The sequence below is a fragment of the Roseomonas sp. USHLN139 genome (assembly GCF_037145735.1).
In the GTDB taxonomy this organism is placed as follows: Bacteria; Pseudomonadota; Alphaproteobacteria; order Acetobacterales; family Acetobacteraceae; genus Pseudoroseomonas.
The window spans coordinates 335086-359463 of record NZ_JBBCWY010000006.1; the positions used below are offsets into that span (position 1 = coordinate 335086).

22 protein-coding genes are annotated in these 24378 nt (G+C 73.6%); 8 read left to right on the plus strand and 14 right to left on the minus strand.

Annotated features, from left to right (window positions below):
- Positions 1–2 precede the first annotated feature (2 nt).
- Positions 3–713 carry a molybdate ABC transporter substrate-binding protein gene (locus tag WFI16_RS18240; protein WP_419899271.1) on the plus strand — a complete coding sequence of 237 codons (711 nt, stop codon included), beginning with the start codon at positions 3–5 and terminating at the stop codon, positions 711–713.
- Between the two features lie 28 nt (positions 714–741).
- On the opposite strand, the gene WFI16_RS18245 is transcribed toward WFI16_RS18240, so the two are convergent.
- From WFI16_RS18245 to WFI16_RS18255, 3 genes are all read right to left on the minus strand, one after another.
- Positions 742–2322, minus strand: a complete 1581-nt coding sequence (locus tag WFI16_RS18245; RefSeq protein WP_419899272.1) for an ABC transporter substrate-binding protein — start codon at positions 2320–2322, stop codon at positions 742–744.
- Between the two features lie 287 nt (positions 2323–2609).
- The gene (locus WFI16_RS18250) at positions 2610–3653 is read right to left on the minus strand and encodes an amino acid ABC transporter substrate-binding protein (RefSeq protein ID WP_419899273.1); all 1044 of its coding nucleotides are present in this window, start codon (positions 3651–3653) and stop codon (positions 2610–2612) included.
- A gap of 85 nt (positions 3654–3738) precedes the next feature.
- Positions 3739–4125, minus strand: coding sequence for a hypothetical protein (locus WFI16_RS18255; RefSeq protein ID WP_419899274.1), 387 nt, complete (start codon positions 4123–4125; stop codon positions 3739–3741).
- 184 nt (positions 4126–4309) lie between these two features.
- Between WFI16_RS18255 and WFI16_RS18260 the strand changes: the two genes are divergently transcribed.
- The gene (locus tag WFI16_RS18260; protein WP_419899275.1) at positions 4310–4885 is read left to right on the plus strand and encodes a DUF1349 domain-containing protein; all 576 of its coding nucleotides are present in this window, start codon (positions 4310–4312) and stop codon (positions 4883–4885) included.
- Positions 4886–4895: 10 nt separating this feature from the next.
- On the opposite strand, the gene WFI16_RS18265 is transcribed toward WFI16_RS18260, so the two are convergent.
- Positions 4896–5969 carry an NAD(P)H-dependent flavin oxidoreductase gene (locus WFI16_RS18265; RefSeq protein WP_419899276.1) on the minus strand — a complete coding sequence of 358 codons (1074 nt, stop codon included), beginning with the start codon at positions 5967–5969 and terminating at the stop codon, positions 4896–4898.
- 15 nt (positions 5970–5984) lie between these two features.
- Entirely contained in the window at positions 5985–7190 is a 1206-nt protein-coding gene (gene hmpA, locus WFI16_RS18270) for an NO-inducible flavohemoprotein (protein WP_419899277.1), read from the minus strand.
- 80 nt (positions 7191–7270) lie between these two features.
- Between hmpA and WFI16_RS18275 the strand changes: the two genes are divergently transcribed.
- Genes WFI16_RS18275 through WFI16_RS18285 form a run of 3 tightly spaced genes read left to right on the plus strand, consistent with a single transcriptional unit; the run spans position 7271 to position 9597 of the window.
- The gene (locus tag WFI16_RS18275; protein ID WP_419899278.1) at positions 7271–7729 is read left to right on the plus strand and encodes an RrF2 family transcriptional regulator; all 459 of its coding nucleotides are present in this window, start codon (positions 7271–7273) and stop codon (positions 7727–7729) included.
- Positions 7730–7784: 55 nt separating this feature from the next.
- Positions 7785–8840 carry a spore photoproduct lyase family protein gene (locus WFI16_RS18280; RefSeq protein WP_419899279.1) on the plus strand — a complete coding sequence of 352 codons (1056 nt, stop codon included), beginning with the start codon at positions 7785–7787 and terminating at the stop codon, positions 8838–8840.
- Positions 8830–9597: an alpha/beta fold hydrolase gene (locus WFI16_RS18285; protein WP_419899280.1), complete on the plus strand. Its 768-nt coding sequence runs from the start codon at positions 8830–8832 to the stop codon at positions 9595–9597. The genes WFI16_RS18280 and WFI16_RS18285 overlap by 11 nt, the downstream gene beginning before the upstream one ends.
- A gap of 24 nt (positions 9598–9621) precedes the next feature.
- Here WFI16_RS18285 and WFI16_RS18290 read toward each other — a convergent pair whose 3' ends face one another.
- A complete protein-coding gene (locus tag WFI16_RS18290) occupies positions 9622–10863 on the minus strand; it encodes an MFS transporter (protein WP_419899281.1) in 1242 nt (413 codons plus the stop codon).
- A gap of 145 nt (positions 10864–11008) precedes the next feature.
- On the minus strand, positions 11009–11854 hold the full coding sequence (locus WFI16_RS18295) for an HpcH/HpaI aldolase family protein (RefSeq protein WP_419899282.1): 846 nt from the start codon (positions 11852–11854) through the stop codon (positions 11009–11011).
- 207 nt (positions 11855–12061) lie between these two features.
- Between WFI16_RS18295 and WFI16_RS18300 the strand changes: the two genes are divergently transcribed.
- Positions 12062–13540: an AMP nucleosidase gene (locus WFI16_RS18300; RefSeq protein ID WP_419899283.1), complete on the plus strand. Its 1479-nt coding sequence runs from the start codon at positions 12062–12064 to the stop codon at positions 13538–13540.
- Positions 13541–13550: 10 nt separating this feature from the next.
- On the opposite strand, the gene WFI16_RS18305 is transcribed toward WFI16_RS18300, so the two are convergent.
- From WFI16_RS18305 to WFI16_RS18320, 4 genes are all read right to left on the minus strand, one after another.
- Positions 13551–14558, minus strand: coding sequence for a FecR family protein (locus WFI16_RS18305; protein ID WP_419899284.1), 1008 nt, complete (start codon positions 14556–14558; stop codon positions 13551–13553).
- A 222-nt stretch (positions 14559–14780) separates the two neighbouring features.
- Entirely contained in the window at positions 14781–15704 is a 924-nt protein-coding gene (locus tag WFI16_RS18310; protein ID WP_419899285.1) for a manganese catalase family protein, read from the minus strand.
- A 343-nt stretch (positions 15705–16047) separates the two neighbouring features.
- Entirely contained in the window at positions 16048–17166 is a 1119-nt protein-coding gene (locus tag WFI16_RS18315) for a catalase family protein (protein ID WP_419899286.1), read from the minus strand.
- Entirely contained in the window at positions 17163–17366 is a 204-nt protein-coding gene (locus WFI16_RS18320; RefSeq protein ID WP_419899287.1) for a hypothetical protein, read from the minus strand. The genes WFI16_RS18315 and WFI16_RS18320 overlap by 4 nt, the downstream gene beginning before the upstream one ends.
- Positions 17367–17473: 107 nt before the next feature.
- Here WFI16_RS18320 and WFI16_RS18325 point away from each other — a divergent pair, with 107 nt between their 5' ends.
- The gene (locus WFI16_RS18325) at positions 17474–18640 is read left to right on the plus strand and encodes a glycosyltransferase (RefSeq protein WP_419899288.1); all 1167 of its coding nucleotides are present in this window, start codon (positions 17474–17476) and stop codon (positions 18638–18640) included.
- On the opposite strand, the gene WFI16_RS18330 is transcribed toward WFI16_RS18325, so the two are convergent.
- Complete coding sequence (locus WFI16_RS18330) at positions 18625–19332, minus strand: PIG-L deacetylase family protein (protein ID WP_419899289.1); 708 nt, start codon at positions 19330–19332, stop codon at positions 18625–18627. The genes WFI16_RS18325 and WFI16_RS18330 overlap by 16 nt on opposite strands.
- On the minus strand, positions 19326–20435 hold the full coding sequence (locus tag WFI16_RS18335) for an acyl-CoA dehydrogenase family protein (protein WP_419899290.1): 1110 nt from the start codon (positions 20433–20435) through the stop codon (positions 19326–19328). The genes WFI16_RS18330 and WFI16_RS18335 overlap by 7 nt, the downstream gene beginning before the upstream one ends.
- A gap of 147 nt (positions 20436–20582) precedes the next feature.
- Here WFI16_RS18335 and WFI16_RS18340 point away from each other — a divergent pair, with 147 nt between their 5' ends.
- Positions 20583–22898 carry an FdhF/YdeP family oxidoreductase gene (locus WFI16_RS18340; RefSeq protein WP_419899291.1) on the plus strand — a complete coding sequence of 772 codons (2316 nt, stop codon included), beginning with the start codon at positions 20583–20585 and terminating at the stop codon, positions 22896–22898.
- A gap of 100 nt (positions 22899–22998) precedes the next feature.
- Here the strand turns inward: WFI16_RS18340 and WFI16_RS18345 are convergent, their stop codons facing one another.
- Positions 22999–24378 carry an aldehyde dehydrogenase family protein gene (locus WFI16_RS18345; RefSeq protein ID WP_419899292.1) on the minus strand — a complete coding sequence of 460 codons (1380 nt, stop codon included), beginning with the start codon at positions 24376–24378 and terminating at the stop codon, positions 22999–23001.

The window sequence follows — 24378 nt, forward strand, 5'->3', positions numbered from 1 at the left end:
GCATGTCGAGCGACGTCACCGCGGAAACCGTGCGGATCTGGTCGGGCCTGGCGGTGCGCGGCGCCTTCGAGGGCGGCATCGTCGCCGATTACGAGGCGCGCAGCGGCCACCGCATCGCCGTCGACTGGCTGCCCACCACGCTGATCATGGAGAAGGTCAAGGCCGGCGCCGAGACCGACATCCTGGTCGCCATCCGCGAATCGATGGACCAGCTGATCGCCGACGGCAAGGTCGATCCGGCGACCCGCGTCGAGATCGCCCATTCGCGCCTCGGCCTCGCCGTCGCCGCGGGCGCGCCGCATCCGAGGATCGACACGCCCGACGACTTCCGCGCGGCGCTGCTGGCGGCGCGCTCGGTCTGCTATTCGCGCGCCGGCGCCAGCGGCATCCATTTCGAGACGGTGATCGAGCGGCTCGGCATCGCCGCGGAGGTCCGCGCCCGCGCCACCGTCATCCCGGCCGGCTTCACCGCCGAGAAGCTGGTGACCGGCGAGGCTGACCTCGCCGTGCAGCAGGTCAGCGAGCTGCTGGTGGTCAAGGGCATCGAGCTGGTGGGGAAATTCCCCGAGGCGCTGCAGAAGGTCTCCTCCTTCTCGGCCGGCGTCATGCCGGGCTCGCCGCATCGCGCAGCGGCGCAGGCCTTCCTGGCGACGCTGAACGACCCGAAGTTCCACGCCGCCTATCGCGACAGCGGCGTCGACCCCGCCGTCTGACGGCGGGATCGACGCGCGCCCCGGTGCTTCAGCCCGGGGCGATGTCCATGGCCAGGGTGCGCTCGTCGCGGCGCGGCTGCAGGCGGAAGCCCTGCCGCGCCGCCCAGAGGTTCTCCAGCATCAGGATCGGGATGATCGGCACCTCCGCCATGGCCTGCTCTGCGGCGGCGACCAGCAGCGTCTCGCGCTTCGCCGCGTCCATCTCCTCGACCGCGGCGAAGATCGCCGTGTCCAGCGCCGGATTCGAATAGAGGCCGTAATTGTAGGCGCCGCGGTTGCGGGCGCGGTCCTGCGTCGCCATGCAGTTGGTCAGCATGTAGCCGGCCTCGAAGGTCGGGCTGCCCCAGCCCCACAGCGCCATGGCGAATTCCTGGCGGTTGCCGCGGCCGAAGAAGCTGCTCCAGGGCAGCGCCTCCACCGTGGTCTGCACGCCGATCCGCGTCCACATCTGCGCCACCGCCTGGGCCAGGCGGGAATCATTGGGATAGCGGTCGTTCGGCGTGTGCAGGGTCAGGCGGAAGCCCTCGGGGAAGCCGGCCTCGGCCAGCAGCGCCTTCGCCCGGTTCGCGTCGACCTCGGGCACGCGGATCTTCGGCGCGTGGGAATAGCTGCCCTCCGGCATCCACTGGTTGGTGGCGACGGCGGTGTTCAGCATGACGCGCTCGGCCAGCGCGCTGCGCTGGATGGCGAGGGAGAGCGCCTCGCGCACCCGCCGGTCGCGGAACGGGTTCTTCGCCAGCGGCTTGCCGTCCTGGCCGAGCACGAAGGGGCTCTCGCCCTCGCGCGAGAAGTCGGGCACCAGGTACATGCAGCGGATGCCGGGCACGCTGGCGACGCTGACCTGCGGCGTCTCGCGCAGCCGCGGCAGGTCGCTGACGGAGGGCGATTCGATCACCTGCACGTCGCCCGACAGCAGCGCGGCGCTGCGTGCGGCGGGGTTCGACAGCAGCCGCAGCGTCACCGTCTCCCAGGGCTGCTTCGCGCCCCACCAGCCGTCGAAGCGGGCGAGCTCGACCCGGCTGCCGGGGGTGAAGGAGACGAAGCGATAGGGGCCGGTGCCGATCGCCGCCTTGCCGCCATTGTAGTCGGCGGTGCTGGCGCCCTCGCCGACGCGGCGCGAGACGATGCCGATATAGGTCAGGTTGGCCGGCAGGTCGGGCGCCGGCTGGTGCGTGTGCACGCGGATGGTCAGCGGGTCGACGATCTCGAGCCGCGCCACGGCGCGCAGGAAGGTGCCGAAGCCGCCCGGGCTGTTCGGCACCTTGGGCGCGCGGTCGAAGGTGAAGGCCACGTCGTCCGCGGTGAAGGCGCCGCCGTCGTGGAAGGTCACGCGCGGGCGCAGGCGGAATTCCCAGACCGTGCTGTCCAGCAGGGTCCAGCTTTCCGCCAGGCCCGGGATCAGCGTGCCGTCCGGCGCGCGGTCGACCAGCCGCTCGAACATGTGCATGGCGACCGTGTGGTTCGGCGTCGCATGGAAGAAATGCGGATCGATGGTGGTGAAGGCGCCGGCCATGCCGATCTGCAGCACGCCATTGGCGCGGGCCAGCCGCGGGAAGGCCGCCAGGCCGCCGGCCAGCGTCGCCGCCGCCAGCAGGTCACGTCGGTTCATGGGATTCCGTCTCCTTCCTGTCCACCGGCCGGGGCCGGCCGCGCCGGCGGGCGCGGTCGACCCGGGGGGGCCGCGGCCTGATGCCGTCAGCCTGGCCAATACGGCGTCACGGCGCCCGGGTCCATGCGGCGGCGCCGGGCGGGGAGGCGCCAAAAAAAACCGCCACCCGGCAAGGGTGGCGGCGAAGGGGCGTCGAGCTTGGGGACCGACCTGCCATCAACCCGCCAGGCCCGCCCGCGTTGCATCGCGCCGCGCCGGAAGATGCGGCGCGATGCAACGGCCGCGGCTCAGCGCAGCGGCCAGGCGTACATCAGCCCGCCAGCGGTCCACAGCGCGTTCGGCCCGCGCTCCATCCCCAGCGGCGTGGCGCGGCCGACATTGCGCTCGAACAATTCGCCGTAATTGCCGACGGCGCGGATCGCGTCATAGGCCCAGCTCGGCTGCAGCTTCAGCGGCTGCGCCAGCGACGGGTCGGCGCCGAGCAGCCGGCGCACCGCCGGCGCGCTGTCACTGGCGCGGCGCGCCTCGGCATTGGCGGCGGTGATGCCGAGCTCCTCCGCCTCGATCAGCGCGTTCAGCACCCAACGCACCAGGTCGAACCATTCCTGGTCGTCGCGCCGCACCATCGGGCCCAGCGGCTCCTTGCTGATACGGTCGGGCAGCACGGTGTAGTCGCCCGGATTGGGGAAGGAGGCGCGGACGGCGGCGATCTGCGAGGCATCGGTGGTCAGCGCGTCGCAGCGCCCGGCGGTGAAGGCGGTGGCCACCTGGTCGATGCGCTCGAACAGCACCGGGGTGATGGTGAGCTTCGCCGCGCGCGCCCAGTCGGCCAGGTTGCCCTCGGTGGTGCTGCCCTGCTGCACGCAGATGGTGGCGCCGCCGAGCTCCGCCGCGCGCGACAGGTTGGCGTCCTTGCGCACCATGAAGCCCTGGCCGTCATAGAAGTTGATGGCGACGCTGCGCAGGCCGAGCGCGGTGTCGCGCCCCATGGTCGCCGTGGTCTGCCGCACCAGCACGTCGATCTCGCCCGATTGCAGGGCGGGGAAGCGCTGCTGGCCGGAGAGCGGCACGAAGCGCACCTTGGTCGCGTCGCCGGTGGCGGCGGCGGCGATGGCGCGGCAGAGATCGGCATCCAGCCCGCGCCAGACGCCCTGGCTGTCCGGCTGCGAGAAGCCGGCGACACCGGTGTTGACGCCGCAGGTGACGCTGCCGCGGCTGCGCACCGCCTCCAGCGTGGCGCCGGCCCGGGCGGGGGTGGCGGCGGCCCAGCTGGCCAGCGTGGCGGCGAGCGCCAGGCCGGTCGCGCTGAGGGCGTGGCGGATGCGTGACATGGTGTGGTGCTCCCGGGATCGTGTTGGCCGGGAGAATGCGGGGCGTCCCGCCATCCGTAAAGTCGCGGCCGCCCGCCGTTCGCCCTCACACCGGCCGCGGCCGCGCCGCCAGCAGCCGGCCCAGGTTGCGGCGCAGCGCCGCCGGCGTCGCCGGCCCGGCCAGCCGGCGCGCCCCGGGCGGCAGCGGGATGGCGGCCAGCATCGCCGGGCTGCCGAAGACCAGCAGCCCGGTCCCGGCGGCCAGCGGCGGCAGCGCCGGCGCGGCGGGGCCGCGCAGCATCAGGGCATTGACCAGCACGGCATCGACGACGAAGACATCGAGCATCTCGCGCAGCGAGGCGGCGTCGCGCATCGGCCCGATGACATGCAGGCCGGCCGTGGTCAGGGCGTCATGCAGGGCGCTGCCGCGGACGGGGCCGGGCTCCCCCACCAGGACGGTCAGCCCCTGCAGGCCGGCATGCGCGTGGGTCACGGGACGCTCCAGGAAGGTTCGCCGGCAGCCGCGGCAATCAACCACCCGTTGCACGGCAATGCCAGTACAAAAAAAGCAAAACAGACCGTTTCTTAAAAGTATCGAAATTTTGCCCGGCCGGCCCGCTGCCTTGAGCCGCGCCGCCGGATGGCGATGATGCGAGCCGCAGCAGGGGGGACGAGACATGTTCGAGGGATGTGCCTGGCTGAACCCGCCGCCCGCCTGGTCGGCGACGGCGGACGGGCTCCGCCTCACCACCGCGCCGGGCAGCGATTTCTGGCGCGAGACGCATTACGGCTTCACCCGCGACAGCGGGCATTTCCTCGGCCGCGCCGTCGAGGGCGACTTCACCGCGACGCTGCGCGTCCAGGGCCGCTACGCGGCGCTCTACGACCAGGCCGGGCTGATGCTGCGGCGCGGGCCGGCACAGTGGATCAAGGCGGGGATCGAGCTGTCGGATGGAGAGGCGCTGCTGGGCAGCGTGCTGACGCTTGGCCGCTCCGACTGGGCGACCGGCCCCTGGCGCGGCGATCCGGGCGATCTCTGGCTGCGCGCCACGCTGGCAGACGGGGTGCTGCGGCTGCAGGCTTCCGCCGATGGAATTCGCTGGCCGCTGCTGCGGCTCTGCAGCTTCCCCGGCAGCGGCCCCTGCCTGGTCGGGCCGATGGCCTGCAGCCCGGAGGGGCAGGGGCTGCAGGTCGGCTTCAGCGGCTTCAGCGTGACGCCGCCGCTCGGCCGCGACCTGCACGACCTGGGCTGAGGGCGCGGCGTCAGGCCTGGCCGCGCCGCGCCAGCACCTCCGCCGCCAGCCGCCGGGTCAGCGCGCCGGCCGCCATCTCGCGGCCCAGCGCCGCCGCCTGGCCGGCCCAGAGGCTCATGAAGTCGCCGCAGCCCGCCGGCTCGGTGGCGGCGCGCAGCGGCGCCAGCGCGCCGCCGGCGGTGGGGAAGGCGGGGGCCAGCGGCGAGAGCGGCCCGAGCTCGCGCATCAGCCGGTTGACGAAGCCGCGCGCCGGGCGGCCGGTGAAGAGGGTGGTCAGCGCCGTCTCGCGCTGCGCCGCCTCGCGCAGCGCGGCACGGTGCGGCGCCGGGATGCTGGCCTCGGGGGTGAAGAGGTAGAGGGTGCCGAGCTGCACCGCCGCGGCGCCCAGCACCAGGGCGGCATCGATGCCGCGCGCATCGCCGATGCCGCCCGCCGCGATCACCGGCACCGACACCGCATCCACCACCTGCGGCAGGAGCGCGAAGGTGCCCAGCTGGGTCGCCAGATCGTCCGACAGGAAATGGCCGCGGTGGCCGCCGGCCTCCAGCCCCATGGCGATGATGGCATCGCAGCCGCGCGCCGCCAGCCAGCGCGCCTCGGCGACCGTGGTGGCGGAGGAGAGGATGCGCGCCCCGGTCTGCCGCACCCGCGCCAGCAGGGCGGGCTCCGGCAGGCCGAAATGGAAGCTGCAGACCGCCGGCCGGACGTCCTCGACCAGGGCGCAGAAAGCCTCGTCGAAGGGCGCGCGGGCGCCGGGCGGCGTGGGCATCGCCGGGTCGAGGCCGAGCTCGCGGTAATAGGGCGCCAGCGCCGCCTGCCAGGCCGCCGCCCGCGCCGCATCGGGCGCCGGCGGGACATGGCAGAAGAAGTTCATGGCGAAGGGACGGTCGGTGGCGGCGCGGATCGCCGCCACCGCCGCGCGCGCCTGATCCACGCTGTAGGCGGCGCAGGCCAGCGAGCCGAGGCCGCCCGCCTGGCTGACGGCGATCACCATCTCGGGCGTGGTGCTGCCGGCCATCGGCGCCTGGATGATCGGCAGGTCGATGCCGAACAGGTCGAGGAGGCGGCGGTCGGTCCAGGGCATCGCGGCGTTCCTCCCTCAGGCGGCCAGCAGCTCGTCGGCCGGGCCGAAGAACTCGTGGTGGATCTGCGCCGCCGGCACGCCCAGCCGGCGCAGTGCCGAGACCAGGCCGCGCAGGAAGTCGCGCGGGCCGCAGAGATAATAGTCGGCGCCCGCCAGCGGCGTGTTGGCCGCCAGCCATTCGGCGGTGATGCGGCCCTCCACGTCATGGCCGTGGTCCTGCGGCCGCGGGCATTCGTAGAAGGTGGTCACCTGGATACGGCCGCCCGAGGCCGCGGCCAGGGCGCGCGCCTCGGCGCCCAGCGCATGGGTGGCGCCGGAGAGGGTGCCATGGACGAAATGGATCGCCGGCCCGCCGGGCTGCGCGGCGGCGGCCTGCAGCATCGACAGGAAGGGCGTCTGGCCGACGCCGCCGCTGAGCAGCACGACCGGCCGCGGCGGCGCGTCGGGCAGGAAGAAGTCGCCGGCCGGGGCCGCGACCTTCAGCACCGTGCCCTTCTCCACCGTGTCGTGCAGCCAGCCGGAGGCGGTGCCCTGCGGCTCGCGCTTGACGCTGATGCGATAGGCGGTGCCGCCCGGCGCCGAGGAGATGCTGTAGTTGCGCTTCAGCGGCGCCTGGCCGGGGATTTCCAGCCAGAAGGTCAGGTACTGGCCGGGGCGGTGGCGCAGCACCGGGTCGCCATCGACCGGGGCCAGGAGGAAGGAGGTGATGACCTCGCTCTCGCGGATCCTGTCGGCGACCACGAAGTCGCGCCAGCCGCGCCAGCCGCCGGGGGCGCTGGCCTGGCTGTCATAGATCTGCGCCTCGCGGCCGATCAGCAGATCGGCCAGGAACCAGTAGGCCTCGCCCCAGGCGGCCAGGATCTCCGGCGTCGCCGCGGCGCCCAGCACTTCCTGGATGGCGCCGAGCAGCGCCTCGGCCACCGCCGGATAGTGCTCCGGCAGGATGTTCAGCCCGACATGCTTCTGCGCGATCCGTTCCACCGCCCCGGTCAGCGCGCCGAGATTGTCGATGTTGCGGGCATAGGCCAGCACCGCATTGGCCAGCGCCTTCGGCTGCGACCCGGTCGCGCCGTAATGCGACTGGTTGAACAGGTCGCGCATCGCCGGGTCGCGGAACAGCCGGGCATACATGGCGCGGGTGATGTCGAGGCCATGCGCCTCCAGCGCCGGCACCGTGGCCTTCACGGTGGCAAGGGTCTGCGGCGAGAGCGGGCGGGGCATGGCAACCTCTTTGAAGATGTATCGGCCGTGCACCTTCATGCCCGCTTGGCCTGAAGATGTAAATCCCCTACATCTTCGAAATGCGTCTCACCCTGCACACCGACTATGCGCTGCGCACGCTGATCTATCTCGGGCTGCGGACCGATCGCCGCGTCTCGATCCGCGAGATCGCCGCGGCGCACCGCATCTCGGAGAACCACCTGGTCAAGGTGGTGCACAATCTCGGCCGCGGCGGCTTCATCGAGACCACGCGCGGCAAGGGCGGCGGGCTGCGGCTGGCGCGCCCGGCGGAGGCGATCAATGTCGGCGCCGTGGTGCGCTTCACCGAGGAGGACATGGCGCTGGTCGCCTGCTTCCAGGACCCGGCGACCGGCGCCGGCTGCGCGCTGATCGATGCCTGCCGGCTGCAGGGGCTGCTGGGCGAGGCGCTGGCCGCCTTCCTGGCGGTGCTGGACGGGCAGAGCCTGGCCGACCTGCTGCGCCCCAACCCGGCGGTCCTGGCGGCGCGGCTGGGGCTGCCGCTGCCCGCGGCGGCCTGACCTCCGCGCGAGCGACCCCTGGGCAGGCGCGCCGCCATCCCCACATGCCTGGGGCATGCTCGCCCCGCTGCTCGACATCGACCGCCTCTATCTCGAGCCCGCCGTGGAGGCGCATCCGCGCGGCCGCGAGATCCTGGCGCGCTTTCCTGACGCCGAGCGCATCCCGGTGGAGTCCCACTGGCGCATCCCGGCGCTGCGGGACGGTGATCCGGGCGACTACCTGGCCGCCAAGCGGCAGTCGCTGGTGCTCGGCGTCAAGAAGGGTCTGGAATTCCGGCCGAACGGGCGCAGCGCCGATTTCATCGCGCCCTCCACCTCGAATGGCTGCGCCATGGCCTGCGCCTATTGCTACGTCGCGCGGCGCAAGGGCCATGCCAATCCGGTCAGCGTCTTCGTCAATATCGAGGCGATCAGCGCCGCCATCATCCGCCATGCCACGCGGCAGGGGTGCAAGACGGTGCCCGACCAGGTCGATCCCGTGGCCTGGGTCTATGACCTGGGCGAGAATGGCGACCTCTCCGTCGATGCCGCCATTTCCGACAATGTGCGCGACCTGGTGGCGCTGTTCCGCGGCCTGCCGCAGGCCAAGGGCAGCTTCGCCACCAAGGCGGTCAATCCGGCGCTGCTCGGCTATGACCCGCAGGGCCGCACCCGCATCCGCATGTCGCTGATGCCGCCCGAGCTGGCGCGGCTGCTGGATGTGCGCACCGCGCCGGTGGCCGAGCGCATCGCCGCCATCCCCGAGCTGCACCGCGCCGGCTACGAGGTGCATGTCAACTTCTCCCCCGTCGTGCTGCGCGAGGGCTGGGAGGGCGAATGGGGCGCGCTGTTCGAGATGCTGGACGACAGCCTGCCCGATCCGGTGAAGCAGCAGCTGGCGGCGGAGATCATCATGCTGACCCACAACGAGACGCTGCACCAGGTCAACCTGGCCTGGCACCCCAAGGCCGAGGCGCTGCTCTGGCGCCCCGACCTGCAGGAACAGAAGGTCTCCGAGGGCGGCGGCGTCAACCTGCGCTACCGCACGCCGTGGAAGCGGCGCTGGCTGGACCGCTTCATCGCGCTGCTGGCGGCGCGCATGCCCTATTGCCGGGTGCGCTATGCCTTCTGATCCCGCGGCGCCCCTGGCGCTGTTCGGCCTGCCCTGCCTCGGCGGCAGCGCCCGGCAATGGCGCGCCCTGGCCGAGGCGCTGGGCCCCGGCTTCGACCTGCAGGGCATCGACCTGCCCGGCTTCGGCGCCGCCGCCGCCCTCCCCGGCTACCCGGTCGCCGAGATGGCGGCGCATGTGGCGGCACGCATCGCCGCGGCAGCGCCGTCGCGCTGGCTGCTGGCCGGGCACAGCATGGGCGCCAAGGTGGCGGCGGTGCTGGCGCGGCAGGCGCTGGACGGCGCTGCCCCCCTGCCGCCGCCGGCCGGGCTGGTGACGCTGGCCGGCTCGCCGCCGGCGCCGGAGCCGATGGCGGAGGCGCGGCGGGCGGAGATGACCGGCTGGCTGGAGGGCGATGCCGCCGCGCGCGACCGCCATGCCCGCGATTTCGTCGCCGCCAATGCCCTGGCGCTGCCCGAGGCGGCCCGGGCGCTCGCCGAGGCCGAGATGCTGCGCGCCAGCCCCGCCGCCTGGCGCGCCTGGCTGCAATCCGGCAGCCGCGAGGACTGGTCGGACCGCGTCGGCATCCTGCCGCTGCCGGCCCTGGTGCTGGCCGGCGCCGAGGATGGCGATCTCGGCCCCGCGGCGCAGCGCCGGCTGATGCTGCCGCACTTTCCGGCAGCGCGGCTCGAGGTCATCCCCGGCGCCCGCCATCTGCTGCCGATCGAGGCGCCGGCCGCCGTGGCGCGGCTGATCCGCGACTTCGCGGCCGGTCTCTGACCCGGCCGCGCTGTCGGCGCCGCGTCAGGCCAGCTCCTCGCCCTTGGTCTCGGGGATCAGCAGCCAGAGCGCCAGGATATCGACCAGGTAGAGCAGCGCCAGCAGGGCGATGGCGACCTGGAAGCCATAGGCCAGGGCGATGGCGCCGACCACCACCGGGCCGAAGCCGCCGATGGCGCGGCCGATGTTGAACAGCACGTTCTGCGCCGTGGCGCGCGCCGCGGTGGGATACAGCTCGCTCATCAGCGCGCCATAGCCGCCGAGCATGCCGTTGACGAAGAAGCCCATCACCGCGCCGGCGACCAGCAGGGCGGTGGCGTCGGTCAGCTGCGCATAGGTCACGACCATGATCGCCGCGCCCAGCATCCAGCCGAGGAAGGCCGGCTTGCGGCCGATGCGGTCGGCGACATGGCCGAAGGCATAGATGCCGGCCGCCATGCCGAGGATGGTGACCGCCGTCCAGGTCGCCGACTGCGTCAGCCCGAAGCCGAAGCGCGAGGACAGGTAGTTCGGCAGCCAGATCATCACGCCGTAATAGCCGAAATTCTGCACGCCGCAGAGGATCACCAGGCCGAGGCTGCTGCGCGCCGTGCGCCGGTCGGCCACCAGCAGCCGCAGCGCCGACTTCTTCTCCGTTGTCTTCGTGCGTTGGACGAAGACCTCGGGCTCGTGCAGGTTCTTGCGGATGAAATAGGCGGCGACCGCCGGGAACAACCCGACGGCGAACATGCCGCGCCAGCCGATCTCGGGCAGCAGCATCGGCGTCAGCAGCGCGGCGCCCAGCACGCCGGCCTGCCAGCCCAGCCCGACATAGGAGGAGGCGCGGGCGCGCTTCGAGGCCGGCCAGGCCTCGGCCACCAGCGCCATGCCGATGCCGAACTCGCCGCCCAGCCCGATGCCGGCGATGGTGCGGTAGAACAGCAGGTCCCAATAGCCCTGCGCCAGGGCGCAGAGCCCGGTGAAGACGGCGAACAGGACGATGGTCCAGGTCAGCACCCGGACCCGGCCCAGCCGGTCGGAGAGCATGCCGAAACCGACGCCGCCGACCACCGCGCCGACCAGCGTCGCCGTCACCAGCGAGGCCGCCTGGGCCGGGCTGAGGCCGAGATCGGCCGAGATGGCGCGCAGCATGAAGCCCAGGATCAGCAGGTCGAAGCCGTCCATGGCATAGCCCAGGGCCGAGCCCCAGAGCGCCTTCCAGGCGGCCGGGCTGACGGCGTCGCGGTCCGCGCCGGCCGGGGTTGCGGGGGTGGTCGGGGAAGGCATGGCGGCTGTCCTGTGCTGCTGCGCGGTCGCGTGGTCACCGCGCCGGGAAAGGCAGGCGCGTCGCCGCGCCCGGGGGCGCGCCTCCTGGTGCAGGCGGCGGCCGGCGTCAAGCGGGCGGGCCCGCTTTCCTCTGGCCGCCGCCCCCTCAGTAGAGCCGTGCCGCGCCGGCCGGCGTGGCCGCGCTGCCGCCCTCCGCCAGGATCCGCCGCATCGCCTGGCCCTGGGCGCTCCACCACTGCGCCAGGATGCCGACATCCCAGCCGATGCAGAAATGCCGCACCCCCATCTCCAGGTAGCGCTCGGCATGCGCCGGGTCCTGCAGCTCGACCCGCGGGTGCAGGCCGAGGCGCAGCGCCGTCTCGATGGTGCGGCGCTCGGCCACCAGCACCGCCTGGTCGTCGCCCTGGCCCGGCTTGCCGATGCTCATCGCATAGTCCGAGGGGCCGAACTGCACCATGTCCAGGCCCGGCACCGAGAGGATCGCCTCGAGATCGTCCAGGCAGGACTGCTTCTCGACCATGATGGCGATGACGATGTCGTTCAGCGCCTCGACATAGGCTGGCTTGCCGACCTCGCGGATCGAGCCGACATCCCGCCGCATGCCGACGCCGAGCCGGCCGACGCCGCGCGCGCCCACCCGCGCCGGCGTCTCGGCGCGCACCGCCGCGACCGCGGCGCGGGCATCCTCGACGCTGCGGATATCGGCGAACAGCACGCTCTGGAAGCCCGAGCCGATCGCCCGCATCGCCTGGTGCGTGTACTGGGTCTGCTCGATCTTGATCATGCCGCCGAGCCCGGCGAGCTCGAAGGCGCGGCCCAGATTGTCCAGGTCGTGCAGGTCGAAGGGGGCGTATTCGGCGGTGAACTCGACATAGTCGTAATGCCCCGCCTGGCCCACCAGCTCGACCAGCGTCGGCCAGGTGGAGAGCAGATGCGTCCCCACCGTCGGCTGGTTGGCGGTCAGCTTCTCGCGCAGCAGGTTCCGGCGCATGCGGATATTCCTCCCTGGTCCATTTGGCCTGGTCCGGTTTGGCCGGGCCCGGTTTGGCCTGGCGCGGCAGGCCGCCGCCCGGCCCGGTCAGGCTCGCCGAAGGCGCGGCCGGCGGCAAGGCGGCATCGCGGCGGCCTTGCGGCGCCCGCGCATGACGTTTCCGCGCAGCCGGTAGGCTGCCAAGGCCAGGCGGCCTATCTTCGCCCCATGCGCCACGAAGATCCCGCCGCCCAGCCCTGCGCCACCGCCGAGGAGGCCGTCGACCGGCTGGAACGGCTCTACGACGCCGCCATCGCCGCCGAGCGCGCGGCCCTCGACCGCTTCATCGCGGAACGCCTGCCGCCGACCCCGGCGGAGCGCGCGGCCTTCTGCTATCCCGGCCTGCGGCTGCGCTGGACCGCCGAGGGGCCGCCGCCGCAGGTGCGCCGCTCCTGGGCCAAGCTGCAGGTGGCCGGCGACTATGCCACCACCATCACCAGCCCGGCCGCCTTCCGCCCCTATCTGCTGGAGCAGCTGCGGCCGCTGGTCGAGGAATATGGCGCGGCGCTGGAGGTCGGGCCGAGCCGCCAGGAGATCCCCTATCCCTATGTGCTGGAAGGCGGCGACGAGCTGGCCCGCGGCGGCGTCTCGGCGGCCGAGCTGGCGCGGCATTTCCCGGTGCCGATGCTCTCGGCGGTGGGCGACGAGGTGGCGGACGGGCTGTGGCGCTTCCGCGACGGCGCGCCGCGGCCGATGGCGCTGTTCGACGCGGCGCGCACCGATTATTCGCTGCGCCGGCTGCAGCACTATACCGGCACCGACTGGCGCCATGTGCAGCCCTGGATCCTGCTGACCAACTACCAGCGCTATATCGGCCAGTTCGTCGACTGGGCGCTGGCCGAGCTGCGCCGCGCCGACAGCGATTATACGCGCCTGGTGCTGCCCGGCGGCGGTGTTATCACCCGCGACGACGATCCCGAGGCGGCGGCGCTGCGGGCCGCCGAGGCGCCCTGGCAGCGCTTCCAGATGCCGGCCTACCACCTGCTGCGCGGCACCGGCCGCGACGGCATCACCATCGTCAACATCGGCGTCGGGCCTTCCAACGCCAAGACCATCACCGACCACCTGGCGGTGACCCGGCCGCATTGCTGGCTGATGATCGGCCATTGCGGCGGGCTGCGGCAGAGCCAGGAGATCGGCGACTATGTGCTGGCGCATGGCTATCTGCGGCGCGACCGCATCCTCGACGACCTGCTGCCGCCGGAAATCCCGGTCCCCGCGCTCGCCGAGGTCCAGGTGGCGCTGCAGCAGGCCGCGGCCGAGGTCACCGGCGAGTCCGGCGAGGCGCTGAAGCGGCGGCTGCGCACCGGCACCGTGGTCTCCTATGACGACCGCAACTGGGAGCTGCGCTGGTCGCAGGAGCGGCTGCGCATCAACCTGTCGCGCGCCATCGGCGTCGACATGGAGAGCGGCACGCTGGCGGCGCAGGGCTACCGGCTGCGGGTGCCCTATGGCACGCTGCTCTGCGTCTCCGACAAGCCGCTGCATGGCGAGATCAAGCTGCCGGGCGCGGCGACCGCCTTCTACCAGCGCGCCGTCAGCGAGCACCTGGCGATCGGCATCGCCACCTTCGGCATCCTGCGCCGGCAGCTGACCGCGCTGCATTCGCGCAAGCTGCGCGCCTTCGACGAGCCGCCCTTCCGCTGAGGCGGCGGCCTCAGGGCGCGTCGACCACCACCAGATAGGTGGAGAAGGCGCGCACCCGGCCGCCGAGCGGCGCCACCACCTGGCGCAAGGCGGCCGGGATGTCGTGCAGGTCATAGACGCCGCTGATCCGCCCGGCGCCGAGGGCGGCGCCGCGCAGCCAGAGCAGGCCGGGCAGATAGCGGCCGAGCTCCTGCAGCACCGCGCGCGGCGCCGCCTGCTCCACCACCAGGCGGTGGTCGCGCCAGGCCATGGCGCGCTCCGGCGGCGCGGACAGGGCCAGCGGCGCGCCATCGGCCAGCGACAGGCTCAGGCTCTGCCGCGCCGCCAGCGCGACGGGGCGGGAGGGGCCGGCCGCGCCGGCGAAGCGGGCCTCGGCCTGGCCTTCCTGCACCGCGATCTCCACCCGGTCGCCGAGGCAGCGCAGGTTGAGCGCGGCGCCGCGGGTCGCGACCTCGACCGCGGCGCAGCGCAGCAGGAAGGGGCGCGCCGCCTCCGGCGCCACGGTGATGAAGGCCTGGCCCTGCAGCAGCCGCAGCCGCCGCGCGGCGCCGGAGAGATCGAGCTCGATGGCGGTCGCCGTGTCCAGCTCCAGCCGCGAGCCGTCCGGCAGCTGCACCGCGCGGCTCTCGCCGGCGGCGCTGCGCAGATCGGCGCAGAGCCGGCTTTCCAGCCCCTGGGCCAGTTCGGGTGCTGCGAGCAGCAGCGCGGTGGCCAGCGCCCCGCCGCCCGCCGCCAGCAGCACGCGGCGGCGGCCCGGCAGGCGGCGCTGCAGGCGGCGCGGCAGCAGGGGCGGAGAGGGGGGTGAAGCCGGCGGCAGCTCGCGGATCGCCTCGCCCATGGCCAGCCAGATGCGCTCGGCCTCGCGCCAGGCCGCCTGGTGCTGCGGCCCCTGGCCGATCCAGCGCTGCCAGGCCTGGCGCAGCTCGGCATCCTGCGGCGCAGCGCGGATCTCCATCAGCAGGGTCAGCGCCTGCGCCCACAGGGGGTCAGGCGCCTGGTCGGGATCATTCGGGGCCATGGGCGTCGCAGGTCGGGCAGGGAAGGGCGCCTGCCCGGACCGGAGCGGCCGCCGCCGCGGAGCCGGGCGAGGCTCCGCCGCCTTCCCTACAATCTGCAGCGTGGCCGGGCCAGCGCCTTCATGCCGCAGGCCGAAAATACGGCTCCCGCTACCGTTCAGGCGGCCCGCAGCGCCGGTTCTGCCCTGGGCGGCGGCCCTTCGGCCACCGCCAGGGGCGCCGCGTCAGCGCGACGCCTTGTACAGCTTGGTGGCGATTTCCATCATCTCCTCCGGCGCGTAATCCGGGGTGAAGGCCGAGGGCACGCCGCTCAGCTGGTGGATCTTGCCGCCCTCGGGCAGGCCGTCGACCACTTCCAGCGCGCCCGGCGGGTCGCCCGGCAGCGCCTGCTCGCCATGGCCCCAGATGCCGGCGATCTCCTTGTAGTCGGCCGGGCTCCAGGTATAGAGCCGGCGGTGCGAGCCCTCCTGCAGGTACTTCTGGCATTCCGGGATCTTGTCGAGCGGGATGTTCGGCGTCGGCAGGAACTTCTCCAGCTCGACCCCGGTGATCTGCTTCAGCGCCAGGGCATAGGCATGCGCATGCACCGAGCCGCGCACCAGCAGATAGCCGCAGACCTCGCGCCCGGTCGGGTCGGTCAGCGTCTCATAGACCCGCAGCTTGTGCAGCCGCGCGCCGCATTCCAGGTGGAAGTTGTGCAGCAGGTCGACCACGACATTGCCGGTGGTGGTGACCATGTCGGCGTTCCACGACATGGAGTTGCTGTTCACCGGCAGGGCGCCGCCGCCGGCCGAGGCGAAGCTGGCGAAGGAGCGGATGTCCTTCATCGCCTCGAAGGGCGCGCCGGAGATGTCGCCGCCGGGCTCCTCGTCCTGGTCGTGGTCGGGGCCGTTGGCCAGCATGGCGACGCCGTTGCTGACCAGCTCGACATGGCCCATCTCCTCGGCGGTGATGCTGGCGACCAGGCTGTAGAACGGCCGCAGCTTGCTCTTGCTGCGGAAGTTGAAGCTCTGGAACAGGTAGTTCCCGAGCGTCGACATCTCGCCATACTTGCCGCCCAGCAATTCCTGCAGCGCGGCCGCCGCGTTCGGGTCGGCACGGCGCGGCGCGGGAAGCTCGGCCTGCAGCTTGTCGATGCGCATGAACATGAGGGGCGATCTCCTGGAAGGCGAGGTGCGGGGAAGCGGCCGCGGCCCGGACGGGTCGGCCATGGGCAAGGCAGGACAGGCCAGGGCGCGGCGCGGGGCGCCGGCGCGGATCACGGCCGGGGGCGGCCATGCGACAGGGTCAGGATGGAAGACCGGCTGTTGGAAGACTGGCTGTCGGAGGACGGGCCGAAGATGGCCCGCCACGCCGCGTCGCGGCCGTGCCGGGGCCCCTGCAGCGACAAGCGGCCCGGCGGAGGCGAGGACGCATGCCAAGGTGAAACCTGCGCCGGCCCTGCCGGTTCCCCGCCCCTCTGCATTTTGCCGCGCCGCGCGACCCTTTCCCTCAGATCGGCAGTTCGTCGGCGCTGCGCGGATGGTGCATCGGGCAGCCGCTGCGCTCGGCGCGGAAGGCCGATGACATGCGATAGGCTGGCCGCCGCGCGCGGTTCACCGCGCCCAGCGGCCGGTGCGCCGCCAGCCCCTGCCAGGGGCTGAAGGCCATGCCGAGATCGACGGCGCGGGACCGCGCCTCGCTCCAGGAGGGCTGCGCGCCGGCGCTGATCCGCGCCACCGTCACATAGGGGCTCATCGCCTCCGGCCATTCGACGGAGGGATCCTCGATCGGCATCGCCGCGAGATCGGTGCAGAGCTGCACACGCAATTCCCATTCCGCGCCCTGGGCCGCGAAATGCGCCAGGATCTCCTCGCGCAGCGCGTCGGGCCGGCCCGACACCGAGACCTTGCGGTCGCGCAGCGCCAGCAGCGAGGGGGCGACCGGCACCACCGCGAATTTCGCCATGCAGCGGCCATAGAGGAAGGGCGTCGCCGAGAAATAGCTGTCGCCGAGCGGGTGGGTATTGGGATGGCCGCCCATCTGCGTGAGCGTCGCGCTCTGGCCGCCGACCGCCTCCAGCGCCGCCTCGGCGGTGCGCAGCACGGCGGAGACCGCCTTCTTCAACCCCTGCGGCGTGTCGGTGGTCTTCGCCAGCAGCCGGGCACTGCCGAGGAAGGCCTTGGCGGTCGGGGCGGCGAAGACGGGCGCATTGACCAGGACGAAATCCTGCTCGCGCGCGCTTTCGGAACCGGGCAGCCGCGCGCCCTCGACGCCGACCACCTTCACCGCCAGGCCGCGCGGCACGGAGATGCTGTCATCCAGCAGATCGCCCGGATTGGTCGAGAAGCGTAGCACCACCGGATACTCCGCCGGCCGGGCGAAGAGCCCCTGCGCCAGGGCGGCGGGCAGCCCCTCCAGCACCTGCAGCCGGCCGCGCAGCAGCCCGTGGCTCTTGGCATGCACGCTGCGCAGCGGCACGCCCTCGTCCTGGTAGGTGGTCTCGGCGATGCCGCGCATGGTCTCGACCAGGGCGGCGGTGGTCTCCGCCTCGTCGGGCTCCGGCGTCTCGTAGGCGGGATCGTAGGGCAGGGGCTGCGACGCCCCGCCCCCCGCGCCGGTGGCGCTCATGCCTTGGGCTTGATGTTGACCGGGCCGCCGGGGCCGGGCTGCGTCACCGGGCCGCGGTCATAATCTTCCGGATCGACGCCCTTGCGGTCCGGGTCGAGCTGGTCGCGCTTGACGTCATGCGGGCCGACGCTGTCGGGCCGGCCGCTGGAAGGGCCGTGGCCCCAGTTCTTCAGTCCCTCGCGGGACGCCTTGTCGGTCATGGCCGCTCTCCTCCGGGTGGGGGCCGGCCGCCACGGGGCGGCGCCGCCAGGGTGGTGGCGGCGCGCGGCCCGGGCTGCAGGCGCTGCAGAGGGAAACCGCCAGGACCGTGATCCGTTCCTTTGCCGCGCTCGATTTACCGGAAGGACCCGCTCTGCAGCACCAGCCGATCCTCGACCTGCCGCTGCATCCCGGGCCCGGCCTGCCGGACGCCATCGTCGCCATCCCGCTGCGCGACGAGGCGGCCTTTCTGCCGGCCTGCCTCGCGGCGCTGGCGGGGCAGCGCGAGGCCGAGGGCCTGGCGGTGCTGCTGCTGCTGAACGACTGCCGCGACGGCAGCGCCGCCATCGCGCGGGACTGGGCGCCGCGCCTGCCCTTCCCGCTGCGGCTCTGCGAGGTCAGCCTGCCGCCGGCGGCGCGGCATGTCGGCGAGGCGCGCGGCCAGGCGCTGGATGCCGCCGCGCTCTGGCTGGAGGCCGAGGGGCCGCCGGCGGCGGCCGAGGCGCTGCTGCTCACCACCGATGCCGACAGCCGCGTCGCGCCGGACTGGCTGCAGGCCACCCGCCAGGCCATCCGCGCCGGCGCCGATGCGGTGGCCGGGCAGGTCGACTATGCCCTCGACGAGGATCCGACGCTGCCGCCGGCGCTGGCGCAGCGGCTGCGGCTGGAGGCGCGCTATGCTGGCCTGCTGGCGCGGATCGACAGCCTGGGCGATCCGGTGCCGCAGGACCCCTGGCCGCGGCATCGCATGGCCTCCGGCGCCAGCCTGGCGCTGACGCTCGCCGCCTATCGCCGGATCGGCGGCCTGCCGCGGCTGGCGGTGGGCGAGGACCGCGCCTTGGCCAATGCCGTGCTCGATGCCGGGCTGCGGCTGCGCCATGCGCCCTCGGTGCGGGCCGTCACCTCCTGCCGGCGGGCCGGGCGCGCGGCCGGCGGTGCGGCGGCGACGCTGGCGCTGTGGACGGCGCAGCCCGGCCTGCCCGGCGACGCGGCGCTGGAGATGCCCGGCGCCGCGCTGCGCCGCGCCCTGCTGCGCGGCCGCGCCCGCCGGGCGCATGCGGCGGGCGCGCTGGCGGGCCTGGCCGCGCCGCTGCGGCTGCCGGCGGCGACGCTGGCGGCGCTGCAGCCGCGGCCGTTCAGCGCCGCCTGGCGGCGGCTGGAAGCCCTGGCGCCGGTGCTGGCGGCGCGGCCACTGCCGCCGGCGCTGCTGTCGCAGGCGATCCTGGCGGCGCAGGCGCTGCTGGCCCGCCGCGGCCGGGCTCAGGCTTCCAGATAGAGCTCGCGGGGCCGCGCGGCGCGCGCCAGCATCTCGGCATCCAGCGCGAAGCCGCCGGGCAGGTCGCCGAGCTGCGAGCGGTGCGCCTGCACCGCCCGCGCCTTGGCCGGCAGCCAGGGCGCGATGTCCAGCCAGGCGCCGCGCGGCGGTGCCGGCAGCGGCGTCGCCGGCGGCAGGGTATGGCCCCAGACCGGATAGGCCAGGCGGCGCAGCCCGGCCGGCAGCGCCGCCTGCAGCGCCGCGCAGGCCTGGTGGTCGCAATGCGGGTCATGCGCCCAGGTCGCCAGCACCGTGCCGGCCTCCAGCGCCGCCGCCTCGGCGGTGACCGCCTGCAGCGCGCGGCAGAAATCCGGGCCGCGGTCGGGCACCCGGCTGTCGGGCAGGCCGAGGAAGCGGGCCGCGCCGTCCGGCGCGCCGAGGCGGGCGAGCGCCGCCCGCGCCTCCGCCTCGCGCATCGCTTGCAGCGCCGCGGCCGGATGGCCGGGATGCGAGGCGGCGCCGTCGGAGAGGAAGACGACGCCAAGCCGCCGCCCGGCCGCCAGCGCCGCGGCGATCAGCCCGCCACAGCCCAGGCTTTCGTCGTCCGGATGCGGCGCCAGCACCAGCACGCCGCCGGGCGCCAGGATCTGTTCCAGCGGGCGGTGCGGCAGCGCGGCCGTGGCCGCCCAGAATTCATCGGCGCGGATCACCATGGCAGCTGGCCCTGCCGCAGCAGCGTGGCGGCGCCGCGTTCCAGCGCCAGGTCCGGCGCCGGCTGGCGCAGATAGGTGGCGAGGTCGCGGGCGATGCGCTCGACGGGGGCCGGGCGCAGGAAGGCGGCCAAGCCGATCGAGCGCTGCACCAGCTCGAGCAGCGCCAGCGCCGCCTGCTCCACCGCGCGGCGCGCGAGATTGACCGCGGCGACGGCGCCCTCGACATCCGCCGTCATGGCCACGCTCTCGGCCGAGCGCAGCACCCAGAGCCGGGCGGTCTGCGCGGCGATGGCGGCCTCGCCGAAGCGCTGGCGCTGCGCCCGGTCCTCGTCGCGCCCGCTGTCCAGCAGATGCTGCCGCAGCAGCGCCAGCAACGCCGCCATGCCGCCCGCCTGCACCGCCAGGCAGCGCCAGGCGCCGGTGGAGAAATCCGGCTCGCGCAGGTAGTCGCCCGGCGCCCCGATCGGCGACGGCGCGGCGAGGCCGGTGAAGTCGACCCGGCCGGTGGCCGAGGCCTGCATCCCCTGCGCCGTCCAGCCGCTGAGATCGGCCCCCTGGCCGGGCGCGAGGCGGGGCAGCAGCATCACCGATCCGGCCGGCGTCGCCGCCGTCACCAGCGGCCGCGCGACATGGCCGGCGCCGGAGGCGAGGATCTTGGCGCCCTGCAGAACGCCCTGCTCCAGCCGCAGCGGCGCGGCGCGGTCATCGGTGTTCCAGACGCCGAACAGCGCGCCGCCGGCGGCGGCGGCCGCGGCCTCGCGCCGCTGCGCCGCATCGCCATGGCGCAGCACCAGCTGCAGCGCGTTGACATGGCCCTCATAGAGCCGCCCGAGCGCCAGGCTGCCCGCGCCGATCGCCATCAGCACCTCGGCCAGCAGGCGGTGGCCGGCGGCGCCCTCGCCCAGCCCGGCGCCGCCCAGCGCGGCCGGCAGCGGCGCGGCGAGCAGGCCCTGGGTGCCGAGCGCCGCCACCTCCCTGGCCGGGAAGGCGCCCGGATGGTCGAGCGCGGCGGCACCGGCGGCGGCCGCCTCGGCGACCGCCCGGGCGGCGCCGAGCAGCGCCGCATCGGCAAGGGCGGGCGGCGGAGCGGCGAGGACATCCATCGGGCAGGGTCTTTCCGGCAGCAGGAGCGGTCCCGACCACCGGGCGCATCGCCCCGGTAATGCGGCGCGGCGGCCCGGCGTTGCCGCCGGGCTGCAACGCCGCCCGCCATCGCGGGTTGAACCGGGGCAGCGAAGGATCGGGCAGCGATGCGGAAGACAGGAAAGACGGGCGGGGACGGCGCGCTGCGGGTGGTCCGCTACGACGGGCCCTCCGGCGGCTGGGGCTCGGTCCGCTCGCTGGGCAAGATCCTGAAGCGGGAGGGCAATCCGCTCAGCGTGCCGCTGCTGCTGACGCAGCAGAACAAGCATGGCGGTTTCGCCTGCGTCTCCTGCGCCTGGGCCAAGCCGGCGACGCCGCATCTCTTCGAATTCTGCGAGAACGGCGCCAAGGCCACCGCCTGGGACATGAGCAGCGGCCGCATCGCCGCCGAGTTCTTCGCCCGCCACACCGTCACCGAGCTGGAGGGCTGGAGCGACTACGCGCTGGAGCAGGCCGGCCGGCTGACCGGGCCGATGCGCTGGGACGCCGCCAGCGACCATTACGTCCCGGCCTCCTGGCAGGAGGCCTTCGAGGGCATCGCCACGGCGCTGCGCGGCATGGCGCCGGACCAGGCGGTGTTCTACGCCTCCGGCCGCGCCGCCAACGAGGCGGCCTTCCTCTGGCAGCTGCTGGCCCGGCTGCACGGCACCAACAACCTGCCCGATTCCTCGAACATGTGCCACGAGAGCACCTCGGTGGCGCTGCCCAAGACCATCGGCGTGCCGGTCGGCACCGTGCGGCTCGATGATTTCGAGACCACCGACTGCATCCTGCTGATCGGCCAGAACACCGCGGTGAACAGCCCGCGCATGCTGCACCAGCTGGAGGAGGCGGCGCGGCGCGGCGTGCCGATCATCGTCGTCAATCCGCTGCGCGAGCCGGGGCTCGAGCGTTTCACCAATCCGCAGAACCCGGTGGAGATGCTGGGCACCGGCGCCACGCAGCTGGCCGCGCAATACCACCAGCCGCGCGCCGGCGGCGACCTGGCGATGCTGGTGGGCCTGTGCAAGCTGCTGCTGGAATGGGACGACGCGGCGCAGGCCGCCGGCCGCCCGGCGGTGCTCGACCACGCCTTCATCGCCGAGCACTGCCACGGCTTCCCCGCCTTCGCCGCCAGCATCCGCGGCCATGGCTGGACCGCGATCGAGCAGGAATCCGGCCTGAGCCGCGCGGCGATGGAACAGATCGCCGGAGTCTATGCCCGCTCGAAGGCGGTGCTGGGCATCTATGGCATGGGGCTGACCCAGCACCGGGCCGGCGTCGACAATGTGCAGATGCTGGTGGCGCTGCTGCTGCTGCGCGGCAATCTCGGCCGGCCCGGCGCCGGCATCTGCCCGGTGCGCGGCCATTCCAACGTGCAGGGCCAGCGCGCCGTCTGGATCACCGAGAAGCCCGAGCTGGCGCCGCTCGACGCCATGGAGCAGCGCTACGGCTTCACCGCGCCGCGCGAGAAGGGGCTGGATTCCGTCGGCGTCACCCAGGCGGTGATCGCCGGCAAGGTGCAGGCGGTGCTGCAGCTCGGCGGCAACCTGGTGCGCGCGCTGCCGGAGAGCAGCCTGCTGGAGCCGGCCTGGCGGCGCCTGCCGCTGACGGTGATGATCACCACCAAGCTGAACCGCAGCCATCTGGTGCATGGCCGCAGCGCCTGGCTGCTGCCCTGCCTCAGCCGCATCGAGATCGACCAGCAGGCCGGCGGCCCGCAGGTGGTGACGGTGGAGGACAGCACGGCGGTGATCCATCCCTCGCGCGGCATGCGCAGCCCGGCGGCGCCGGGGCTGCTGTCGGAGCCCGCCATCATCGCCGGCCTGGCCAAGGCGCTGCTGCCGGCCAATCCGCGCATCGACTGGGATGGCTGGCTGGCGGATTACGGCCGCATCCGCGAGGAGATCGCGGCCCTCTTCCCGAAGTGGTACGCCAACTACAACCGGCGCGTCTGGGAGAAGGGCGGCATGCCGCGCGCCAATCCGGCGCGGCAGCGGCAGTGGCAGACCGAGACCGGCAAGGCGAATTTCATCGCCCCCCCCGGGCTGGCGGCCGATGCCGACATGGCGAGCGAAGGCGGTCCGGTGCTGCGGCTGATCACGCTGCGCAGCAACGACCAGTTCAACACCACCGTCTATGGCTTCGACGACCGCTTCCGCGGCATCCATGGCAGCCGCGCGGTGGTGATGATGCATGCCGAGGACATCGCCCGCCTCGGCCTGCGCGACGGCCAGAAGGTGACGCTGTCGACCGTCGCCGATGACGGGGTGTCGCGCCGGGTCGAGGGGCTGCAGGTGGTGCGCTACGACCTGACGCCGGGCTGCATCGCCGGCTATTTCCCGGAATGCAACCCGCTGCTGCCGGCCTGGCACCATGCGAAGGAAAGCCATGTGCCGGCGGCCAAGGCGATCCCGGTGCGGGTGCTGGCCGGCGGCGGCTAGAGCGGTTTCCGTTCGCAATCGCTCACGTCAACCACTCCAGCCTTTTGTCTTCGCGAACATCTTCACCCGATCTGGTGATTCCACCAGATCGGAGTCTGCTCTAGAGCCCGGTCCGCCCGAAGATCCGCCGCAGCCAGGGCAGCTGGTTGCCATAGGGCGGGTAGCGGGTCGGCAGGTCGAGGCGCGGGCTCTGCTGGTAGAGGCTGCGCAGATTGCTGAAGTCGCGGAAGCCGGCCTCGCCATGCGCGCGGCCCTGGCCGCTCGGGCCGACGCCGCCGAAGGGCAGGCCGGGCACCGCCGCCTGCAGCACATTGTCGTTGCGGACGAAGGCGCCGGAGCGCGTCGCCTGCTGCAGCCGGCCGGCCAGGGCGTCGTCGCGGCCGTGCAGATAGGTCGCCAGCGGCGAGGGCGCCGCCTGCAGCCGCGCCACCAGCGCCGCCTCCTCGCGCCAGGCCAGCACCGGCAGCACCGGCCCGAAGATTTCTTCGCGCAGCAGCGACGAATCCGGGGCGACATCGCCGAGCAGCGTCGGCGCGACATGCAGCCGCGCGGCATCGGTGGCGCCGCCCTGCAGGATGCGGCCCTCGTTCAGCAGGGAAGCGATGCGCTCGAACTGACCGCGATGCGCGAGACGCTGCGCCGCGGCGCCATCGGCGCCGTAGAAGGCGACCATGGCGCGGCGCAGCTCCTCGACCAGCCGGTCGTGCAGGTCGGCATGCACCAGCACATGGTTCGGCGCGATGCAGGTCTGCCCGGCATTGAGGAACTTGCCCCAGACGATGCGGCGCGCGGCGATGCGCGGATCGGCGGTGGGCTCGACCACCGCCGGGTTGCAGCCGCCGAGCTCCAGCGTGCAGCTGGTGAGGATGGCCGCCGCCGCCAGCGCCACCTTGCGCCCGGTGGCCACCGAGCCCGTGAAGAAGATATGGTCCCAGGGTAGCGCGGTCAGCCGCGCGGCGAGGCCGGCATCACCCTGCAGCAGCCGGACATGGTCGGCGGCGAAACTCTCCCCGATCAGGCGCTGCAGCAGGGCGGCGGTGGCGGGGGCGAATTCCGAGGGCTTCAGCAGCACGGTATTGCCGGCGGCCAGCGCGCTGACCAGGGGCATCAGCGCCAGCTGCAGCGGATAGTTCCAGGGGCTGAGGATCAGCACGGCGCCGCGCGGCTCGGGCTGTACCCCGGCACGCGCCGGCCAGTGCAGCGGGCCGGTGGCGACGCGGCGCGGCTTCATCCAGCGCGCCAGGTGCTTCTGGACATGCGCCAGCTCCTGCCGCAGCGGCAGGATCTCCGAGGTCCAGGCCTCGAAGGCTGACTTGCCGAGATCAGCCCGCAGGGCATCGAGGAAGTCGTCCTCGAGCCGCGCCAGGCCCTGCGCCAGCCGCCGCAGCGCCGCCCGCCGGGCCTCCAGCGGCCGCGTCGCGCCGCTCTGGAAGGAAGCTTGCAGCGCCGCCAGGGCGGCCGTCTCGGGGCAGGGGTCCAT

What these genes read in the sequence shown, in the direction of transcription:
- WFI16_RS18265 (WP_419899276.1), bottom strand. Translation starts at nt 5,969, where the DNA reads ATGCCCTGGACCGACCGCCGCCTCCTCGACCTGTTCGGCATCGACCTG.
- WFI16_RS18310 (WP_419899285.1), bottom strand. Translation starts at nt 15,704, where the DNA reads ATGTTCATGCGCATCGACAAGCTGCAGGCCGAGCTTCCCGCGCCGCGC.
- WFI16_RS18250 (WP_419899273.1), bottom strand. Translation starts at nt 3,653, where the DNA reads ATGTCACGCATCCGCCACGCCCTCAGCGCGACCGGCCTGGCGCTCGCC.
- WFI16_RS18240 (WP_419899271.1), top strand. Translation starts at nt 3, where the DNA reads ATGTCGAGCGACGTCACCGCGGAAACCGTGCGGATCTGGTCGGGCCTG.
- WFI16_RS18260 (WP_419899275.1), top strand. Translation starts at nt 4,310, where the DNA reads ATGTTCGAGGGATGTGCCTGGCTGAACCCGCCGCCCGCCTGGTCGGCG.
- WFI16_RS18345 (WP_419899292.1), bottom strand. Translation starts at nt 24,378, where the DNA reads ATGGACCCCTGCCCCGAGACGGCCGCCCTGGCGGCGCTGCAAGCTTCC.
- WFI16_RS18305 (WP_419899284.1), bottom strand. Translation starts at nt 14,558, where the DNA reads ATGGCCCCGAATGATCCCGACCAGGCGCCTGACCCCCTGTGGGCGCAG.
- WFI16_RS18290 (WP_419899281.1), bottom strand. Translation starts at nt 10,863, where the DNA reads ATGCCTTCCCCGACCACCCCCGCAACCCCGGCCGGCGCGGACCGCGAC.
- WFI16_RS18245 (WP_419899272.1), bottom strand. Translation starts at nt 2,322, where the DNA reads ATGAACCGACGTGACCTGCTGGCGGCGGCGACGCTGGCCGGCGGCCTG.
- WFI16_RS18330 (WP_419899289.1), bottom strand. Translation starts at nt 19,332, where the DNA reads ATGGTGATCCGCGCCGATGAATTCTGGGCGGCCACGGCCGCGCTGCCG.
- WFI16_RS18300 (WP_419899283.1), top strand. Translation starts at nt 12,062, where the DNA reads ATGCGCCACGAAGATCCCGCCGCCCAGCCCTGCGCCACCGCCGAGGAG.
- WFI16_RS18280 (WP_419899279.1), top strand. Translation starts at nt 7,785, where the DNA reads ATGCTCGCCCCGCTGCTCGACATCGACCGCCTCTATCTCGAGCCCGCC.
- WFI16_RS18295 (WP_419899282.1), bottom strand. Translation starts at nt 11,854, where the DNA reads ATGCGCCGGAACCTGCTGCGCGAGAAGCTGACCGCCAACCAGCCGACG.
- WFI16_RS18320 (WP_419899287.1), bottom strand. Translation starts at nt 17,366, where the DNA reads ATGACCGACAAGGCGTCCCGCGAGGGACTGAAGAACTGGGGCCACGGC.
- WFI16_RS18335 (WP_419899290.1), bottom strand. Translation starts at nt 20,435, where the DNA reads ATGGATGTCCTCGCCGCTCCGCCGCCCGCCCTTGCCGATGCGGCGCTG.
- hmpA (WP_419899277.1), bottom strand. Translation starts at nt 7,190, where the DNA reads ATGCCCCGCCCGCTCTCGCCGCAGACCCTTGCCACCGTGAAGGCCACG.
- WFI16_RS18315 (WP_419899286.1), bottom strand. Translation starts at nt 17,166, where the DNA reads ATGAGCGCCACCGGCGCGGGGGGCGGGGCGTCGCAGCCCCTGCCCTAC.
- WFI16_RS18285 (WP_419899280.1), top strand. Translation starts at nt 8,830, where the DNA reads ATGCCTTCTGATCCCGCGGCGCCCCTGGCGCTGTTCGGCCTGCCCTGC.
- WFI16_RS18275 (WP_419899278.1), top strand. Translation starts at nt 7,271, where the DNA reads ATGCGTCTCACCCTGCACACCGACTATGCGCTGCGCACGCTGATCTAT.
- WFI16_RS18340 (WP_419899291.1), top strand. Translation starts at nt 20,583, where the DNA reads ATGCGGAAGACAGGAAAGACGGGCGGGGACGGCGCGCTGCGGGTGGTC.